General features: G+C 58.9%; 20 protein-coding genes. 7 read left to right on the forward strand and 13 right to left on the reverse strand.

What is annotated here, in order from left to right:
- Positions 1–3: 3 nt before the first annotated feature.
- The 3 genes from HNQ36_RS01695 to HNQ36_RS26045 all read right to left on the reverse strand — a co-directional run bounded on the left by HNQ36_RS01695 (position 4) and on the right by HNQ36_RS26045 (position 1,642).
- The gene (locus HNQ36_RS01695; RefSeq protein WP_184082223.1) at positions 4–165 is read right to left on the reverse strand and encodes a hypothetical protein; all 162 of its coding nucleotides are present in this window, start codon (positions 163–165) and stop codon (positions 4–6) included.
- Entirely contained in the window at positions 166–1,023 is an 858-nt protein-coding gene (locus HNQ36_RS01700) for an SDR family oxidoreductase (protein ID WP_184082224.1), read from the reverse strand. It abuts the gene before it with no gap.
- A 406-nt stretch (positions 1,024–1,429) separates the two neighbouring features.
- Positions 1,430–1,642: a hypothetical protein gene (locus HNQ36_RS26045; protein ID WP_184082225.1), complete on the reverse strand. Its 213-nt coding sequence runs from the start codon at positions 1,640–1,642 to the stop codon at positions 1,430–1,432.
- Between HNQ36_RS26045 and HNQ36_RS26620 the strand changes: the two genes are divergently transcribed.
- A complete protein-coding gene (locus tag HNQ36_RS26620) occupies positions 1,623–2,021 on the forward strand; it encodes a CPBP family intramembrane glutamic endopeptidase (RefSeq protein WP_430641345.1) in 399 nt (132 codons plus the stop codon). The genes HNQ36_RS26045 and HNQ36_RS26620 overlap by 20 nt on opposite strands.
- Before the next feature lie 10 nt (positions 2,022–2,031).
- Here the strand turns inward: HNQ36_RS26620 and HNQ36_RS01715 are convergent, their stop codons facing one another.
- Positions 2,032–2,208: a hypothetical protein gene (locus HNQ36_RS01715; protein ID WP_184082227.1), complete on the reverse strand. Its 177-nt coding sequence runs from the start codon at positions 2,206–2,208 to the stop codon at positions 2,032–2,034.
- Positions 2,209–2,370: 162 nt separating this feature from the next.
- Here HNQ36_RS01715 and HNQ36_RS01720 point away from each other — a divergent pair, with 162 nt between their 5' ends.
- Together HNQ36_RS01720 and HNQ36_RS01725 are read left to right on the forward strand one after the other, a co-directional pair.
- Positions 2,371–3,378, forward strand: coding sequence for a hypothetical protein (locus tag HNQ36_RS01720; RefSeq protein ID WP_184082228.1), 1,008 nt, complete (start codon positions 2,371–2,373; stop codon positions 3,376–3,378).
- 53 nt (positions 3,379–3,431) lie between these two features.
- The gene (locus HNQ36_RS01725) at positions 3,432–4,172 is read left to right on the forward strand and encodes a GntR family transcriptional regulator (RefSeq protein ID WP_184082229.1); all 741 of its coding nucleotides are present in this window, start codon (positions 3,432–3,434) and stop codon (positions 4,170–4,172) included.
- A gap of 128 nt (positions 4,173–4,300) precedes the next feature.
- Here HNQ36_RS01725 and HNQ36_RS01730 read toward each other — a convergent pair whose 3' ends face one another.
- The 3 genes from HNQ36_RS01730 to HNQ36_RS01740 are packed head-to-tail and all read right to left on the reverse strand — an operon-like array spanning position 4,301 to position 7,194.
- Positions 4,301–5,332 carry an aromatic ring-hydroxylating dioxygenase subunit alpha gene (locus HNQ36_RS01730; protein ID WP_184082230.1) on the reverse strand — a complete coding sequence of 344 codons (1,032 nt, stop codon included), beginning with the start codon at positions 5,330–5,332 and terminating at the stop codon, positions 4,301–4,303.
- Between the two features lie 39 nt (positions 5,333–5,371).
- On the reverse strand, positions 5,372–6,127 hold the full coding sequence (locus tag HNQ36_RS01735) for an SDR family NAD(P)-dependent oxidoreductase (RefSeq protein WP_184082231.1): 756 nt from the start codon (positions 6,125–6,127) through the stop codon (positions 5,372–5,374).
- Positions 6,128–6,129: 2 nt separating this feature from the next.
- Positions 6,130–7,194 carry an oxamate carbamoyltransferase subunit AllG family protein gene (locus HNQ36_RS01740; RefSeq protein WP_246395197.1) on the reverse strand — a complete coding sequence of 355 codons (1,065 nt, stop codon included), beginning with the start codon at positions 7,192–7,194 and terminating at the stop codon, positions 6,130–6,132.
- A gap of 273 nt (positions 7,195–7,467) precedes the next feature.
- Here HNQ36_RS01740 and HNQ36_RS01745 point away from each other — a divergent pair, with 273 nt between their 5' ends.
- Positions 7,468–8,619, forward strand: coding sequence for an ABC transporter substrate-binding protein (locus tag HNQ36_RS01745; protein WP_184082232.1), 1,152 nt, complete (start codon positions 7,468–7,470; stop codon positions 8,617–8,619).
- Positions 8,620–8,689: 70 nt separating this feature from the next.
- On the opposite strand, the gene HNQ36_RS01750 is transcribed toward HNQ36_RS01745, so the two are convergent.
- The gene (locus tag HNQ36_RS01750) at positions 8,690–9,937 is read right to left on the reverse strand and encodes an NAD(P)/FAD-dependent oxidoreductase (protein WP_347339935.1); all 1,248 of its coding nucleotides are present in this window, start codon (positions 9,935–9,937) and stop codon (positions 8,690–8,692) included.
- The gene (locus HNQ36_RS01755) at positions 9,934–10,257 is read right to left on the reverse strand and encodes a 2Fe-2S iron-sulfur cluster-binding protein (RefSeq protein ID WP_184082234.1); all 324 of its coding nucleotides are present in this window, start codon (positions 10,255–10,257) and stop codon (positions 9,934–9,936) included. The genes HNQ36_RS01750 and HNQ36_RS01755 overlap by 4 nt, the downstream gene beginning before the upstream one ends.
- A gap of 83 nt (positions 10,258–10,340) precedes the next feature.
- Between HNQ36_RS01755 and HNQ36_RS01760 the strand changes: the two genes are divergently transcribed.
- From HNQ36_RS01760 to HNQ36_RS01770, 3 genes are read left to right on the forward strand one after another with little or no spacing between them, the layout of a single operon-like run.
- Positions 10,341–12,671: a xanthine dehydrogenase family protein molybdopterin-binding subunit gene (locus HNQ36_RS01760; RefSeq protein ID WP_184082235.1), complete on the forward strand. Its 2,331-nt coding sequence runs from the start codon at positions 10,341–10,343 to the stop codon at positions 12,669–12,671.
- Positions 12,672–12,688: 17 nt separating this feature from the next.
- On the forward strand, positions 12,689–12,988 hold the full coding sequence (locus HNQ36_RS01765; protein ID WP_184082236.1) for a hypothetical protein: 300 nt from the start codon (positions 12,689–12,691) through the stop codon (positions 12,986–12,988).
- Positions 12,989–13,028: 40 nt separating this feature from the next.
- On the forward strand, positions 13,029–13,709 hold the full coding sequence (locus HNQ36_RS01770) for a coiled-coil domain-containing protein (protein WP_184082237.1): 681 nt from the start codon (positions 13,029–13,031) through the stop codon (positions 13,707–13,709).
- 184 nt (positions 13,710–13,893) lie between these two features.
- On the opposite strand, the gene HNQ36_RS01775 is transcribed toward HNQ36_RS01770, so the two are convergent.
- The 4 genes from HNQ36_RS01775 to HNQ36_RS01790 are packed head-to-tail and all read right to left on the reverse strand — an operon-like array spanning position 13,894 to position 18,207.
- Complete coding sequence (locus HNQ36_RS01775) at positions 13,894–14,901, reverse strand: ABC transporter substrate-binding protein (RefSeq protein WP_184082238.1); 1,008 nt, start codon at positions 14,899–14,901, stop codon at positions 13,894–13,896.
- Positions 14,898–17,015 carry an adenylate/guanylate cyclase domain-containing protein gene (locus tag HNQ36_RS01780; protein WP_184082239.1) on the reverse strand — a complete coding sequence of 706 codons (2,118 nt, stop codon included), beginning with the start codon at positions 17,013–17,015 and terminating at the stop codon, positions 14,898–14,900. The genes HNQ36_RS01775 and HNQ36_RS01780 overlap by 4 nt, the downstream gene beginning before the upstream one ends.
- A gap of 8 nt (positions 17,016–17,023) precedes the next feature.
- Positions 17,024–17,965: an HlyD family secretion protein gene (locus HNQ36_RS01785; RefSeq protein ID WP_184082240.1), complete on the reverse strand. Its 942-nt coding sequence runs from the start codon at positions 17,963–17,965 to the stop codon at positions 17,024–17,026.
- Positions 17,962–18,207, reverse strand: coding sequence for a DUF3302 domain-containing protein (locus HNQ36_RS01790; RefSeq protein ID WP_184082241.1), 246 nt, complete (start codon positions 18,205–18,207; stop codon positions 17,962–17,964). The genes HNQ36_RS01785 and HNQ36_RS01790 overlap by 4 nt, the downstream gene beginning before the upstream one ends.
- Between the last annotated feature and the right edge of the window lie 6 nt (positions 18,208–18,213).

An 18,213-nucleotide genomic window follows, 5' to 3' on the forward strand; every position in this document is an offset into this window, starting at 1 on the left:
GTGTCAGAAATGGACGCTTACCAAATGCCGACGCATACCGTTCTGGGCAAACGACAGCTTGCCGCCGGTCAGGATCCTGAGCGCCAGCATCATGCCCGTCAGCATCCATGTGCTTGTTGCCAGCTCTTTGGAACAGGCCGAAACCGCGATATTGCGTGCGGCCACTTAACTGCCGCTTCGCGGCAGCAAGCCGAGACGCTTGGCCACGATCCTGTCGAGCATCCGCGTCGGCAACATTCGCCCTATCAGCAACTGGACCGGCTCCGGGCTAATGGAATAACGCACACGCGGGCGCGGGCTCGTCAAAGCTTGATAGACGAGTTCGCCGATTTTCTCTGCCGGCAATGCGCTCTCGCCGAGCTTCAGCATGTAGTCTCGAATCCGCTGAAGCGCGGGAAAGAAGGGAGAATTCCGGTAGGCGGAAATATCGACTTCTCCGGCCTTGGCCCAGATCGGCATTTTCACCGCGCCCGGCCCGATTACGATGACATCGATGCCGAACAGCATGAATTCGCGCCGGATGCTGTCGGAAAATCCTTCGATGGCATGCTTCGACGTGCAGTAGGGCGACAGCAGCGGATTGCCGTTTTTGCCTGAGACCGAACTGATCATGGCGATCCGTCCGGGCGCCCCCCTCAGCGAACGATCCGCGCCGAGCAGCGGCGCGAATGCCTGCGTGACAACGATCTGCCCGATGACGTTGACCTCCATCTGCCGCCGATAGTCATCGATTGAAAGCTCAAGCGCCGGACCTGACACCGCGATGCCGGCATTGTTGACGAGCCCCCTCAGCGTCGCCCCCTTCAATGCCTCACGAACAAAACGCGCCGCAGAAAGCACCTTCGCCTCGTCAGTGATATCGAAGAGAAGCGGCACGAAGTTGCTACCGAACTCTTTTTGCAAGCGATCGGCATCGACCTGCTTTCGCACACTGCCGAAGACGCGAAAACCGCGATCGAGCAGCACCTTTGCGGTGCCCCAACCAATCCCCGTCGATGTACCGGTCACGACGATAGACTGCATACGCAACTCCTGCTTTCGACCAACACCTGTTTACAACAAACAACGGAATCGCGTGCACGGCCCCGTCATCGATCTATCGGCGTTCCACTGCCTCGCCCGCTCTTGCGGTGAGAACTCCGAGAGGGTCGCGATGCAACGAGTCAGCACAGACTGTCCAATGTGGCATCGAGCCAAAATCAGCGCATCCATCGATCGATGTATAGCGCTCGAATATAAAAGGGCAGCGCAGACTTGGTGCCGACCAAAAATATGAGCCAAATCAACGAAATCGCACAAGCCGACTCAAAACCGAAAGCGGTCGCACATGATTTTCCGTCCGCTGTGATCGAAACATCACACACGCGAGTGCCGCTGACATGTCATTGCGGAATTTGGCGCTCAAAACGGTTCGTGATCAGCGGTGACATCATTCAATCGGGGGACGCGGCGCCAGTTGGGTGTCGTTAGAGTTGGCGCAGATGACAAGCTGAGTCGAAAGAAAGATGAATTGCGTTGGAAGTTGCTTTTGCAAAGCAGCGGAAAATTTCAATACGAAGTTCAAACTTTTGCAGGCCAAACCATTGGACCAAGATGTCCGGGCCAACACTTGCAAATCACTCATGGTCGCAGCTTCGATCATTGTGACAGTCTTCGCAGGGCGATGCTTTGACCTGAGAATATTGCAGTTTACCAAGACACTTATCCAAACGGATAGTTTCTGTTTAAGGGTGATCTGGAGTCTAATAGGTGCCTCCGTTGAAGAACTGCTGTTCAGGGGCGTTATACAAACACGGCTCACTGCGCGTCTTGCCTCTTGGCTCGCGATACTTGTCACGACAGTTCTTTTCCTTGCCATTCATATCCCCGGATGGGTCATACTTTCCGTGACGGTGAGCGCATCCGTCGTCGCAACCGTCACCCTCGTCGGCCTTATCTGCGGAGTGCTCAGGCACCGGAGCGGAAGTCTCTGGCCGGGCGTTGCTGCGCATTGGGCCAATAATCTTGGCGCGATGCTCTGACAAGGAACCGTCAACGAACATCGATGAAGTCTACAGTGGCAAAGGGAAGCTCTTTCATGTTGGCCCCGTGGGTGCCGCAAACCGCTGCGATTGCCGGCTTCCGACGTAAGTAGACCTCTCGTGCCGGAATATCGTGCTTCTCGTCACATCGGCCTTCGTCCTGCATGCCGACGCTGCCGGGAGCCATGCACCCGAACCTCCAAACGCCAGCCGGACGCACCCGCTGACAAAGCAATCGGGGCGATCCGTTCAACTGTGACCCGCGCAACACAGCTCCCCCATTTGTGGCGGGTTCAATCGAACGAGGGGCGCTGCGAGGCCGGGCATCCGGTCAAGTCAGACGACCCGCATGTTCGGTTTGAACAGCGAATACGGAGATATGCTCAATGACACGGCACGTGACTCGCGTTCACAATTGCTCGGGAATCCGACGGCAATCGGATGCCACAACCTCCTCACGACCTGCGGCGGAAAGTGTCCGCCATCCGGCAATCACGCGTCCCGGCGGCTGGACACGCTGGCGGGCGGCGCTGTTCGGCACCGCCGCTGCAGGCGCCCTGTGCGCGGCGGCGACTCCTGCTGCCGCCGGCCCGCAGCCCTGCACGATCAGCCCGGCGAATGTCGCCACCTGTCAGGGCAATCAGTCAGCGGGCATCCGATTTCTAACCGATTTGGAGCGGCGGTTGACGCGCTGCACGTCAACAACCTGACGCAGAACATCGGCGGGACCGGAATCGTCTTTAACCCGGCTGGCGGTCCCCTCACCTTCAACCTCTTCAGCAATACCGGAAACTTCGGCATCATCTCCAAGGGAAATGGCATCCAGTTAAACTCTGCCGGTACTCTGTTTAGTGTGGACCACACCGGCAATATCAATGCGAGGAACATCGCAATAAGGGTAGAGTCCTTCGGCGACGGAGAAAACGCCGGTCCCGTGACGGTGAGAATGGCGGGCAACGCCAACGCTGGCGATGGAATTTTTGCGCGGTCCCAAGTTGGCTCTCTCGACACCGGAAGCGCGGGCGCGGCAGCAATTATTTTCAAGGGCAATATCATTTCCGATGGGTTCGGAATTTCTGCCCGATCAACTGTCAATCTCGGTAACGACAACCGCAATGCCGGCATTTCATCTGTGGTCAGCAAGGGCGACATCCTTGCTAGATGCGTTGGCATTGAGGCGATATCTTCCGTGACTGGTACGGGCAACGCGAGCGGAGTCTCGGTCGACTCTGCTGGTAACATCATCACCCAAACGGGATTCTTCGGCATTGAAGCGCGTTCATCTGACAGAGACCGCTTAGGGACAGATCCAATTTTCGCGTCCCGGCTATACGCTGAGCACGTTACCGTTTCCTAGAGACCCTCTAAACACACCTCGCCTTATCTATAGGACTACTCTATAATAGAGAGATGAATAAGCTCTCCGTTATTTTCGACCGCAGCCGCATGCCTCTGTATTTGCAGTTGGCATCCGTGATGCGGCAGCGCATTGAAGCGGGCCGCTGGCAGAACGGCGACAAGATTTCGACGATCGAAGAGCTCGAGGCCGAATTCGGCGTCGCCAAGATCACCATCAGCAAGGCCATCGAAATTCTTCGCGAAGAGCGCATGCTCGATTCGCGGCAGGGTCTCGGCACCTTCGTATCCTACGTACCGAAGGAAAGGCATTGGCTGAACATCGCCAATGACCTCGACGGTCTGATCAGCTCGATCAAGGACAATCGCGTCGAGATCGTGTATATCGAGGAGAAGGTCGCCAGCCCTCCCCTCAGCGAGAACGAAGGTATTCCCGCGCACAGATATACGCTGCTAAGAAGCGTGCAGTACAACGAAGATGAGCCGTTCTCGGTTGTTAACCTGCACCTGTCGCAGGAGATATTCGCACGCGATCGAAAACAGTTCACGCGTTTGCCGGCCTTGCCTCGCATTATGGAGATGAAAGACATCTCGATCAGTCACGTCTATCAGACGGTGACGATCGGCATAGCGAACCCCGAGGTCGCCGATTTGCTCAAGATCGGACTTGGCGAGCCCACTGCCGATTGCAGGATCGTTCTTCTGGACGATCGCAACGTCGCGATCTATGTCGCGGATTTCCATTATCACAGGCATTGCTTCGCGCTTCGGCGAGATCTGATCAACCGCGGCTAAATACAAACTCCGCGCCGTTCCCCCAAAAAAGCTCCTGGGGTGCAAACCCCAGGCAGTACAGAGGAAGTGTCCGCACGCCAAAGACGATCTTGTCTTATGGCGCGCGTAGTTGTGAGCGAATTGCCAGCTCAATGGGCCGTTTCTAGTTCCGCCAAGATAAGTTTATCGACCATTCGGCGCATCTTCATGGGTGCTGCATCAATTCCGAGAATGATGCGCTTGTAATTCGGGTCGCGCTCTTCCTCGAGCTGAATTCGCTCCAGAATGACCTTGTCTTCCTTGAACGCCATATCGAGGTCGGCGGTCAGGGTGGCGTCCATGTCGTGCTCGTTGGTGCGGAAGTTGCGGACGTGAAACCAGTGCTGAAGCACTGTGCGCTCGTCGACAGGCGTCAGCACATGGCAGGCAAACATCTGGACACCCTGGTGCCGCTCGTCCATATCGGGAATAGAGCCCGTCGGGCACGATCCCATGTCGATCGCGAAGTAGCACGGCGTCGAGTAATTATAGTAATGCCAGCGATCGACCGACCCGCTCAGCTTGCCGTACTTCGAGAACAGCGGAATCGCCGGCCCGTTTCGTATCCATCGCCACACCGTGATCTCGTTATTCCGGTATTCGTTGTTCACCGGAACGGTAGCCCCAGCGGGAGTGCCAAGCGTCGTGGTGTGAACAAACGTGACGTGCGCTGGGTCAAGCAAATTGTCGCAAAGGCTGAGATAGTTGCACTCGATCCGCAGCGTGTCGCCCTGAGCTGCATGCCAGCCTTCGGCCTCATACTGCGGCAGATGAAACATCTTGCTGAGATCAGCCTTTTTAGGATCGCCCATCCAAAGCCACACCAGACCGTACTTGATCTGAAGCGGATAGGAGCGGACCAGCGCGTTGCCTGGAATCACTTCCTGGCCCGGGATGAGAACGCATTTCCCGCTGCAGTCAAATGTCATGCCGTGATAGCCGCATTCGATGTTATCGCCCTTCAACTTACCCAGCGACAACGGCGCAAGCCGGTGCGGGCAAGCATCCTGAAGAGCAGCAATGCTGCCGTCCTCAAGACGATAGATGACGATGGGCTCTTCGAGCACCACGTGCCTGGTCAACTCCCGCCCGACGCGATCAGCCCATACAACCGGATACCATGCATTGGTAACGTACTTCATTTTTTTGTTTCCCTTCGACAGTCAAGAATTCCACGGCCGTCAGTGATAGTAAGCGCCGCCATCGACGACCAACGTCTGGCCGGTAATGAAAGCGGCATGGGGGCCCGCAAAGAAAGCGACGGCGCCGACGACATCCCCGGCCAACATGTCCCGCTTGAGAGCTCTGTTGCGCACGGAGAATCCGGAAACCGTGTTCGCCAGCTCGGGATTGTTCTGAACGCCGTCGCTCAACGTGAAGCCGGGGGCGACGCTGTTGACGAGGACGCCATGTTCGCCAAGCTCGGTCGCGAGCGTTCTCGTCATGGATACGATCGCGCCCTTTGAAGCGACATAGTGCAGCATGCCGGGATTGCCCTTGAAGGCGACACCCGACGAGATGTTGATGATGCGGCCGGAGCCTTGCTTCTTGAACGCAGGAAGTACCGCCTTGCAGCACAGAAACTGCCCGATGACATTGACGTTCAGCATCTTGTGCCAGTCGTCGACCGTGAGCTGTTCGAAAGGCTTGAGGGACAGTGTCGAATAGATCGCCGCATTGTTCACAAGAACGTCGATGTGACCGAACCGCTCGATGGCCGCCGATGCCATGCGCCCGGTGTCCTGCTCGCTGGAAACATCCGCATCGACGTGATGGGCTTCATATCCGTGTTGGCGCAATTTCTCGGCGGCGGCCACACCTCCCTTGAGATCCGCGATCATGATCGACGCACCCTGCTTCGCCAGCGCCTCGCTGATCGCATAGCCGATACCCATCGCACCGCCGGTGACCACAGCCACCTTTCCTGTCAGGTCCATTCCTAATCTCCAGTTCCAAAAAGTGTGGGCGGCACGATGTAGAAGCCTCTTCCGATAGGCGCGGCAGCGCCTCTTTCATCGAGGATCGCAAGATTGATTATCGGCATAACGCCGGTGGCGCGGACGGCCTCGATATCGATGACGCCCCGGTCGCGATGAATGATGGCGCACCCGCGCGTTTGCGCATCTGGCGGAAGCAGATGCGCCCACTCTGCCGCGAGCATTGGCGCATGATTCAGCGCCTGTCCGCCAAATCCGCAGACATCGACGAGCGCACTGTCCCCGATGGCGCCGAGCGCAGGCGCTTCCTGCTGCGAATTGAAACGGATTCCCGTTGGGGGCGCGCATGGCACAGTGGCCCAGCGTGTCGTGCCGCGCCGGCGCAAGCCGAATTCAATGCCGTTGCCGCCGATGGCCACGATCTCGCTTGCCGAAGCCTGCAATTTCCAGGCAGCCCAGGCCATCCAGATGCCCAGAACGAACCCGGGATTTGCTCGGATGTCGGCTGCTATCCCCGCGGGCGTCTTGTTCAAAAGTTCGAGGAATAGCTCGTTCCCTGCACGGGTGATAGCATGGCAGTCGTCGCCGCTACGCAGCGCCTGCCGCATCATCGATTCAACGTCCGGGAGAGTGGCGAGTTGCGGATTGATGGCCTGCGCTGCCTCTGCGGTCCAATCGCGCGCACGCGTAACGCAGAGCGGATCGGCGGAGCCAAATCGCAGCGCTGGCGGCGGCCCCTCCGACACGGGAGAATAGAAGACGTTATCCTTGTCCCCGACCTCCAAGCACCACATCGACGGTGCGACGACCATCGCAAGCGGAACAACGACACCATGATCCTGCGCCGGTTCAAGTAAAAGAGAACCCGCCTCAAGCATCGCGCGCGCGGTCACGGCATCCCCGGCGAAGCCGCCGACTACAACAGCCTGCTCCGCCGCCGCCATGACGGCACGTGGGGGTTTACCTTTGAAAGGCGGTCCAGCATGGAGCAAAGTGCGCTCCGGCAGGTTCGCCTTGGCCTCACTTAACCGAACGAGACGACGAAGATGCGCGAGCTTCCGATTCATTCCGCACTCACCTGGCGCGCAGGACGCGCGGCTCTCACGACGTTGATTTGCAGCATTCGGCACTTCAAAAGTGCCTTCCTACCAATCTAGTCATTCTATTTATAGCATGATAGAGATATGCTGCAACTACGCAGAGTAAGGTTTTTGTGCAGATTGCCGTAATAAATAGCACCTATCGTTCACATTTGCGGCTTGGTCATCCTATCAATAGGGTGATAGATTGACTTTAGCGCGCTAACAGGCGGGCGGGTAAACCGGAGGGAGGAACGTTCGATGAAATCGTCTTGGTCCAGAATATTGCTAGCGATCCTGTCAACCAGCGTTGGGACAGGCGCGATGGCGCAGGAAACCATCAAGCTCGGCGTCAATCAGCCACTGACGGGCGTGGTCGCCGCGTCGGGTAATTTCGTCACCAATGGCGCAAAGATCGCCGCAGACGAGATCAATGCGAAGGGTGGCGTGCTTGGAAAGAAACTTCAACTGATCATCGAAGACAATAAGAGCAATCCTACCGAAGCCGCGAACGTCGCCGAGAAGCTAATCACGCGCGACAAGGTACCTGCGATGATGGGCGCATGGAGCTCGACTTACACACTCGCGGTGATGCCGAAGCTGATGGAATACAAGGTTCCGATGCTGGTCGAGACGTCCAGCGCCGACAAGATCACGACCATGGGCAACCCCTATGTGTTCCGGATCAGCCCGACCAACAGCATGGAAGCAAAGAGCTTCACTCGCTTCGTCGAACCACTGAAGATCAAGAAGGTCGATTTCCTGGTCGTCAACAATGACTGGGGTCTCGGTGCGGCTGCGGAGTTCGGGAAAATGCTCAAGGAGAAGGGCATCACGGTCAACCGCACGCTTCATATGGATGCAGCGGCGCAAGACATGTCTTCGCAGCTTTCTACCATCAAGAGCACCGACAGCGACACCCTGTTCACAACGTCCGGCCCGGAACAGATGACGCTGGTCATGAAGCAGGCGCAGGCACTCGGCATCAAGCGGCAGATCATCACGACCGGCGGCACTGTGCCGGATCAGTTGATTGCACAGGCCGGCTCGGCCGCCAACAATTCGCTGCATGACGCAATGTTTGCGCCGTGGTTTCCTGAAACCTCGGCAGATCCGACAGCCGCCCGCGCGTTTATCGCAGCGTGGGAAAAAACCGGACTTCCGTTTGCCGGGCTGCCTGAGGGTGCGCGCGGCTACGACGGCATCCAGGTGCTTGCCGCAGCTATCAAGAAAGCTGGCGTCGCCGAACCGGAGAAGATCCGCGCAGCTCTCTGGGAAGTCGAGTATCCCGGCCTGACCGGCCGTATCGTGTTCGAGAAGGTTGGGCCGGCCGGCTCCGAGAGCGGGCAAAGCCCGGCGACGACGCACCTCGTCAAGATCGACAACGGAAAGGTCGTGCTGGTCAGCAAGTAAACGAGGCAAGAATCAGCGGCGGCGCCGATGTCGGTGCCGCCGCTGCTTTTTACTTTGCTTTCAGAAGCAGCTAAGCCAAAACGGTGCGAAGTTTTGCGAGATTGAACGTTGTGTCGCCGGCCTGCTGTGCGGTCGGCGAGATCCGCCGCCCGATCAGATCCCGCGCAATCATGTGATCCCTTGCAGCGTTGATCGAATCGACCGCCACCAGACAGCTCTCGCTAAAATGAAAGATCGAGAACGAGTGGCTTTCCATGTCGCCCCGCAGGACGTGAGTATCTGCCCCGCGCGACAGGCCGGCAATCTGGAGCTTCATTTCATACTGGTCCGACCAGAACCACGGCGCTCCAAGGCTTGGCTTTTCCGCGCCCAGAAGTGCGCTAGCCGCCGATCGGCCCTGCTCGACCGCATTCTGAACCGACTCCAGCCGAAGCATCGAGCCGTCAGACAAACGGCGAACCGTGCAGTCTCCCGCGGCGACGATGTTCGGAACGGAGGTGCGACCGCACGCGTCCACCACGATACCCGTTTCGCATGCGATGCCGGCGTTCCGCGCCAGTTCGTCATTGGGCGTGACGCCGATTCCCACAACCACCAGTCCGGCAACGATGCAAGTTCCGTCGGCAAGCCGCACCTCGGCAGCATGGTCCGAGGTCTTTCGGATTTCGGCTATCCGAGCGTCAAAGATCAATGTCGTGCCGCGGTCGGCATGCAGCCTGGCGTACCAGTCGGACAGGTCCTGAGACAAAACCCTTTCAAGCAACCGCGAAGCCGCTTCGAGGATGGTGACCGCGATACCAAGCTTGCGCGCGCTCGCTGCGACCTCCAATCCGATGAATCCTCCGCCGACGACGACCAGAGGCAGCTCCCCTTGCGCGCAGTTCCGAAGTCTGCGCGCGATCACATCAGCATCGGCGCGGGACCGCAGCGTGCAGACCAGATCGCCAGCGCCTTGCGCCTGTGGAAGCTGGCGCGGTGTTGCGCCTGTGGCGAGAACGAGACCGCTATAGGTCAACGCCCGCCCGTCATGCAGCAACACTGATTGTGATTTCACATCGATCGCTGACACGGATGTGCCTGTGCAGAGATCGATCTGTTTCCGCTCCAACACGGAGAGATCGCGCAGCGTGAGCTGTTCGGGATCGAGATGATCTGTCAGCCACGCTTTCGAGAGCGGAGGCCGTTGATAGGGAGGGTGGGGCTCAGCGCCGAGGAGCGTTATTCTGCCTTCAAACGCTTCGCTGCGTAGCGTTTCCGCGGCCTGAAGACCGGCCTGCCCTGCCCCGACAATGACGATGTGAGGATCGGCGCCGATCACGTTTGGTACTCGGGAATGGTGACGATGAGTCCGTTCAACTCGGGTGCTGCCTTGATCTGGCATGACAGCCGGCTGTTGGGGCGCCGCTCGGCTTTCACTTCGTCCAGAAGTTCGAGCTCGTCCTCGCCCGGAGGCGGCAGCTCCGCGAAACGCTCTTGCTGGACGTAGACATGGCAGGTCGCGCAAACGCAGGAACCGCCGCACTCAGCGACAATGCCGTCGATGCCGTTTTTCACTGCGGCTTGCATGAGACTCCAGCCCTCCGGCACATCAAGTTGCAACGATGCTCCCGAAGGCTGAATGAGTGTAATCTGAACCATATCTCTCTATCTCATTGTTGTCCTATAGATAGGATGATATAAAGCAATCCAACCTGTTGCAAGCAGTGTAATCGGAGGGGGCAATGGATTCTCAGGGCGTCGGTGCGTCTCTGCTGCGAAAGGAAGACGATCGTTTCTTGCGTGGCCGCGGCCAGTATGTGGGCGACCTCAAGTTGCCGGGGCTCAAGGACGTCGCCTTCGTCCGCTCCCCGCTGGCGCATGCAAAAATACGCGGCGTGCGAATCCCGCCGGAACTCCAAGATCGCGTGTTCACCGCGAACGATCTTACGAACGTCAAACCAATCATTGCCGCGTCCGGCCTGCCCGGGTTTAAACATTCGGAGCAGCCTCTTCTGGCGCACGAAAAAGTCCGGCAGGTTGGCGAGCTTGTAGCCATGTGCGTAGGCAGTACGCGCGCCGAAGCAGAAGACATCGCCGCCGCGGTGGAACTCGACCTCGATGAACTACCGGTGGTGAGCGAGATGCTGGCCGCGAGGCGGCCCGATGCGCCACTGATTCACGAACACTGGGGCGACAACGTTTTCCTGGAAACGTACATCGACGTGAATATGGAGGCGGCCTACGACGCCCCGATCAAGGTGACCCGCGAAATCAAGACGGCGCGGCAATGCATGGCGCCTCTGGAGGGGCGCGCCACCGTTGCCTACTGGGACAATCGGCTCGATCAGCTTGTGCTCTATACCGGCACGCAGCAGCCGCACATCATAAGAACCGGCATCTCCGAATGTCTCGGGCTCGATCAGAGCAAGGTGCGGGTGATCTCGCCCGATGTCGGAGGCGGATTCGGTTATAAGGCTCTCATGCCGCCGGAGGATGTGTGCCTCGCCTGGCTTGCGATGCACTGCGGCCATCCGGTTCGCTGGATCGAAGATCGCCGCGAACATCTGACCGCGAGCGCAAACTGCCGGGAACATCACTATCTCATCACCGCATACGCGGATCGCGACGGCACCCTCCGCGGCATCGAGTGCGAGGCAACCGTCGATTCAGGCGCTTACTCATCTTACCCGTTCTCGGCATGTCTCGAGGCTGCTCAGATCGCGAGCATTCTGCCGGGGCCTTATGATTTCCCGTCATACCGTTGCCGGACATGGTCGGTCGCAACCAACAAGTGTCCGATCCTTCCCTATCGTGGCGTCGCCCGCACTGGCGTCTGCTACGCCATGGAACTGATGATCGATGCCGTTGCTCGCGAGGCAGGATTGGATCCTCTGGAGGTGCGGCTGAAGAATCTGGTGAAGCCCGAGCAGATGCCGTTCGACAACATCACCAAAAAGCACTTTGACAGCGGTGATTATCCCGAAGCGCTGAAACGTGCGATGGCGATGATCGATTTGGACAGCATCCGCAAGCGGGAGAAAACCAAGGACGTGCAAGGCCGGCTGATCGGCGTCGGTCTTTCGATCTACTGCGAACAGGGCGCGCATGGCACGTCGGTCTATTCCGGATGGGGAATCCCGATGATCCCCGGCCACGAACAAGCCACGGCGCGTGTCACGCCGGATGGAGGCCTTGAGCTGCGCACCGGCGTCCATTCGCACGGGCAGAGCATGGAGACCACATTGCCGCAGATCGCCCACGAAATTCTGGGCATCGAGACCGCGAAGATCAAGCTCGTCCACGGCGACACCCAATATACGCCCTATTCGACCGGGACGTGGGGCTCGCGGTCGGCCGTGATGGCGGGCGGCGCGGTCTCCCGCGCCTCGCACGAAATCGCCGGTCTCATCAAAGGCATCGGGGCGCATCTTCTGCAAACAGATGTCGCGAACGTGCACCTCGCGGGCGGCTCTGTCATCGGACCGTCGGGAAGCGTGACGGTGAAGGAAGTCGCTCACACCTGGTATCGGCGCCCGCAGGATTTGCCGGCCTCGGTCGATCCGCGCGGCCTCGAAACCACCATTGGCTACAAGCCAGTGCGTGATTCCGGCACCTTTAGTTACGCCGCACATATCGCAGTTGTCGCAGTGGACCCGGAAATGGGCGACATCGAGATTCTCGACTACGTTATCGTCGAGGACGGCGGCAAGTTGATCAATCCGATGGTCGTTGACGGCCAGATCTATGGCGGACTCGCACAGGGTATCGGCACTGCTCTCTATGAAGAGATGCCGTTCGATCCATCGGGACAACCGTTGGCATCAACCTTCGCGGATTATCTGCTGCCTGGTCCCACCGAGGTTCCTGCCCCCCAGCTCGAGCATATGGAAACGCTGTCGCCTTACACGGAATTCGGCGTCAAGGGCCTGGGCGAAGGCGGCGCGATTGCTCCTCCTGCCGCCATCGGCAATGCTGTTAACGATGCGCTCAAGCCGCTGAGAGTGGAATTGCTGCATTCGCCGATGACACCGCGCCGAGTACTGGAGGCAATCCACCGAGCGAAAGCGACCTGACGGATAAGCGTCTTTCATTGGACGATATGTCCGTACTGTGGGGAGCTTTTTTGCCGTGGAATGCCCGACGATCTGCCCAAATCTATTTCGCAGCACCGGACTTCACTGACGGAGATCGCGCGGCCATCGACGAAGCACTTGAGGCGCTAAAGTATCACAATTTTGAGCCTCGACGGCCAGTCATCGAAAACGGCCAATTGCCGCCGAACTCCGACGCCGCAGCCTTAAGCGACATGTACGTGAAAGATCGCGATCTGCTTAAGCAATGCGCAATGGTTTTTGCGGTGCCAGGATGCGTTAAAGTCCAGAAAGCCTGACCAACCGGACGAAGAACCGACCATTCCTTTCAACATCGCGATGATTGCGACCAGGACGGGGGTCAAGATCGACAGGACCGAAACGGAAATCAACGCTGCCTTTGCCAAGGTTGCCGCCGACGAACGAGATCGCGCTTACGCCAGATACGAAGCTACCTTGGCCGGCCTCCACGCGACCATTGAGGCCTTGAGTAGCCGTCTTTACGACTCCGAGGCAATGGAAGCCGAACTCGCAACGGAACTGGCTAAAGCCAAGGAAACCATTGAGCGGCTCACCGCCAATAGTGCGGTCCTGCTCACCGAAAACGAAGGGATGAAACACACCATGGTCGAGATCGACTCGGAAATGGAATCCTTGCGAGCGCACTCAATGGCTCTGGCGAAAGAAACGATCGACGTCAGGACGCTAAACGTCTTTCTCGCAGAGCGCCATTCTGATGTGGTCCAGCAGCGCGACACCCTTAAGGCCGAGGCCGAGAGCCTCCGGAGTGAGGTAAATCTCAGGGATAAAACCCACTTCGACCTGCTTCGGTCCAATTCAGCGCCCAGGCTGGATGTGAATGCACTGTCCGCCAAGATTCGGTTTTCGGAAGTGTCGTTGCAGGCGGCCGAACGGCGCAACACCAACGAGATTGCCGCGCTGCTTGATGCCATGAAGTCGTTGATCGCATCGATGTCACGGGACGGCAGCGGATACAGCCCGCCGCCCGAGCATGTATGAGCACGATAGCCGGTTTTCTGCGTCCTTCCGGAGAAATTCCTTAAACCAATCTAGGGCGCGTACCCATAAATTTCGGTCACGTCCGCTTTGCTCCTAAAGCGATTCGGTTGCTGCAGCGAAATGACGCGATGTGCCAATTGCAGACATTCCGCCTTCTGCAGATCGGGTAAGCAGTTTTCCGCCACTAATTCACTGTTGCTAAGTACAAACTGGAATCGAAATAGTCCGTGGCCGGCATCGCCGTCGTCACGCCAGCTTCGGTCATGAAGAAATCGCTGACTTGCTGCAGCCATTTTGTAACCGTTCCGTCGGCGTAAAGCCGCTTCCATTCCCGTGACGAGAACATCTTTTGCGCCTTAAGCGCCTCGGCGATGTCGGCAATCGAGGCCTTCTGGTAGTGGCGCTGCTGGAGAGACTCGGCTGCGGCCTTGGGATTGCGCACCATGTGGTCGTTCGCCGCCGCCCAGCCGCGGATGATCCGCTGCAACACATCCTTGTTCGCCGCATAGTAGTCATGGCGCGCGACCCAGCCGCCGACCACCGCCGACTGCGGATAGAAAGCGGAGGCATCCACCAGCTTGATGGCATCGGGAAGCTTGTCGCGAACGCTCAGGTTAAAGGGCACCCACAACGCGACGGCAGACACCTCGCCGGCAATGAATGCGCCGACAGCTTGGGGCATGCTGCTGTTGACCACCTGAATGTCGGCGAGGCCAAGGCCATTGGCGCGCAAGGCGCGGTCGAGAAAGATATGCGCCGTGGTTCGGGTCGTTGTCGCGACGCGCTTGCCGCGGAGGTCTGCGAAGGATTTGACCCCGCGGTCCGGGCGTACCCAGAGCTGCGCGGTGGCGACCTCGATATCGTTAATCAGAAAGGCGCGGCCGGCGCCGAGCGCGAGATAGTTAGAAATCACTCCCCCGGCCGACAGCACGTCCACCTCCCCCCGCGCCATCGCCTCAAACACTTCGGGTCCGGTATTGCGCTCAACCAGCTCGAAATCGATGCCCTGCTTATTGAACGAGCCTAGGTCGAGGCCGGTGAATATCTGACCATCGACGGCGACGACATGGAGGTACCCCACCCGGACGCGTGTTCGCGCCTGCGCGATCGCAGGAGCGGCAAAGGCGACGCCTGCCGCAAGCCCACCGGCCAGCACCTGACGCCTGTCGAAGGGACTGAGCACGCGCGTCATTGCATCGCTCCGTCAACCACACGGCGCGGCCCTCGCAACTCCGCGCGAAGCCGTTCGGCATGGTATTGCGCAACGCCGTCGCCGGGATACTGGGCAAGAAAGTCGGTGACACGCACCAGTGCTGCGGCCGGCTGATCCTGCCGGATCGCGGCGTACGCGAGTTCCCAGCGCTGGCAGAAGGCATGCTCCGACGCTCCATCCGTCTCGCAACGCAGTTCAAAGATCCGCACGGCCTCCGCAAAGCCCTTCGGCCTGATCTCGTCGACGCTGCGGAAAGCAAAGCGCCCTTCGACGCGCTCCTTCACGGCTGCGCTGACCAGCACCTGTGTCCCATAGTTTTTGTTGAGCCCTTCCAGGCGCGCTGCGAGGTTAATGGTGGCGCCGAGCGCAGTGTAATTCATGCGGTCGGCGGAGCCGACATTGCCGACGACGGCATCGCCGGCATGCAGGCCGAAGCGGGTGCCATAGGCGGGCCAGCCCTCGCCGCGGAACTGTTCGTTCAGCTCGCTGTTGCGTTTTACGCAGGCAAGCACGGCCTCGCAGGCATGGACGACGTGATCGGGATCGTCATCGGGCGCATTCCAGAACGCCATCACGGCATCGCCGATGAATTTGTCGATCGTGCCGTGGTGTTTCATGATGACCTCGGATAGCGCCGCGAAATAGCGCGAGGTGAAGATCATGACCTCGGACGGATCTGCCTTTTCCGTCTTGGCGGTGAAATCGGCGACATCGGTAAAGAGCACGGTGACTTCTCGCCGCGCTCCACCGAGTTCAATCGATGCTCCGGACTCAATGAGTTGTCGCACGATCGGCCTCGGCACGAAGCTTGAAAAATTGCGGATCGTCGTCCGCATCGTGAATACCGACCGGCCGAGTTCGTTGATCTCATCGATGATCGAACGCACGCGCGGACGATCCGCAAGGCGAAAATGCTGAATCTCGTCGGTTTGTTGCGCAAGGTTTCGCAGCGAACGCGAGAGCATGGAGCCAAGCCAGATGGCCAGCGGTAGCATGCCCAGCACAAAGCCGAGAGCAAGTGCAAACAGACCTCGGCGCTCCGAAATGATCTTTGCGAAAAATTCGTCGAGCGGCGCGATCACTGCGAGCTGGATACCGGCATTGCCCGCCGTCTCGATGCCGTGGAAGGCGGCGACGTAGGATCGTCCGGCATCGTCCGCAAAAAACTGCTGAGAAGCGCCGCCCTTTCGCCACGCCCCAACCGCTTGCGAAAGACCGGGCAACTTGATGGCGCTCATCAGCGGCAAGTCGTTGCCGCGCTCGAGAATTTCGTCCATCAGCCGACTCATCTCGGGATGACCGACGATCCGCCCGGAATCGTTAAACAGAACGGCGAGCCCTGAGTTACCAAGCCTTTGCTCGCCCAGCATCTCCTCGAGACGATTGAGCAGGAGATCTGCCGCCACCACGCCGCGGCGGCCCTCCTTCAGGATTGTGCGCAAAGTATAGCCGGGCTGACCGGTCGCAAAGAACACATACGGCCCGGTCAGCAGCGTTTTCTCGTCCTTGAAGGCCTCGACGTACCAGGGCCGCTGACGAGGATCATAGGTAGCGGGACCCTTGGTCTCAGCAACCTGGATCAGATTATCCGAAAGGAAGATGGTGACGGGCGACGGCGCGGTGCCGGTGCGCGAAATGATGACCACGCGGAAAGCGGCATCCTCATCGACGCCAAGGCTTGCACGGAAAGCCAGTTTGGCGCGGTCGATCACATCCATTTCAAGAAATGAGCCATCCTCATAGCCGATGTAGAGATTGAATATCTGCGGATTGTTGCGCAGCATCGAAGCCATCAGGGCGTAGAGCCGCGAATTGTCCTCGATTTCCGCTGATTGAATCGACGGAAGGCCCGCGAGAATTTCGAGGCTGTCGCGCACGTTGCGGAATTTTGAATCGATCCGGTCTGCGCCGAGCTGCGCCACCTTGTCGATGAAAGTGCTTGCCGCCGTCTGCGTGATCAGGGAGACGCGGCTGAAGCTGAGATAGACCAGCGTCAATCCGACAAGCAGCACCACAGCCACGAACAGCGTGACGATGGATGTGCGAAACCCGATACGAAGTGGGCGCCGCTCTGCTGGACGATTATTGGTCATCTCAGGACTCAAAACGGATTGACGTAATTCAGGATCGCAATCTGTCTCAGCAGCACCTTGCGGATGATGTGCGTTGCCTTGACATGCTCGGTGAAGATCGCGGCGTCACCGGCACTTCCCGCAGGCAACAGCGCCGCGATTTCGGCGTCGTCGAGCTTCACGCGGACGACGAACGGCGCGGACTGAACTTCTTTCGGCATCACCGCAACACCTGATGTTTGGGTCTGCCCCGTAGCGACAGCCTGCAGGATACTTTCCACGCGTCCCGTATAGATCTTGCCCGGGAAGAACTTGAACGTCACCTCGACGGGCTGTCCGGTTCGCAGATGCCGAGCATCATTCTGCGCGATTTCGACACCGACGATCGTCTCCGACGTATCGATGAAGGCCATCACCGGCGTCAGCGGCAAATTTGCCACCCGCGCGCCCTTGCGCAGCGCGACGTTGGTCACATAGCCATCGGCCGGCGCGCGCACGATAGTCTTGTCCAGATTCCATCGCGCACTGTCGCGCTGCGCGTTGAGCTGATCGACCTCCGATTGCCGCTGCTGAACATCGAAGCCGCGCCCGGCATCGCGCTCAAGCAGTTGCGTCATCTGTGCAAGGCGCATGTCCGACAATTTCAGTTGCGCTTCGATTCCTTTCACCTGCGCGTCGTAGGGCACCGGATCGATCCTGAACAGCACGTCGCCGGCCTTGAGCGGGGTGTTGGCGGCGACCGGCACATCGATTACCTCGCCGGCAACGTCCGGGACAATGGAGACCGCGTGGCGGACCACCAGCGCAGGCCCCTGCGGCGCGCCCCATCCCATCGGGATGAACAGCAACAGATTCAACAGCAGGAGGACAATAAAAGGAGAGGATTTCCAGAAGAGGTTGAAACGAACGATGCCCGTTCGCACAAGCACGAACAACAGAACGAGATAAACTGCCATCATCGCGATCATCATGACTGCTGCTCCCTCTTGCTGGAGGCAGGCACATCGACGTAAGCCCAGATCAATGCGACTGGCCAGAGCGCGAAGCCGCAGATCAGGGTGACCCAGCCTGCCACGGTCACGGCCTGCGCCTGCGGATGACCGCGGGTTTTCGCGATATGTCCGGGCAGCCAGCCGGCGATGCAGAACACAGAGATAATGCAGGCAGCCAAGATGATCAGGACAATCCACGCAAAGATGTCGAGTCCGCTCACCATTCC

It is taken from the genome of Afipia massiliensis (genome assembly GCF_014203115.1).
In the GTDB taxonomy this organism is placed as follows: Bacteria; Pseudomonadota; Alphaproteobacteria; order Rhizobiales; family Xanthobacteraceae; genus Afipia; species Afipia massiliensis.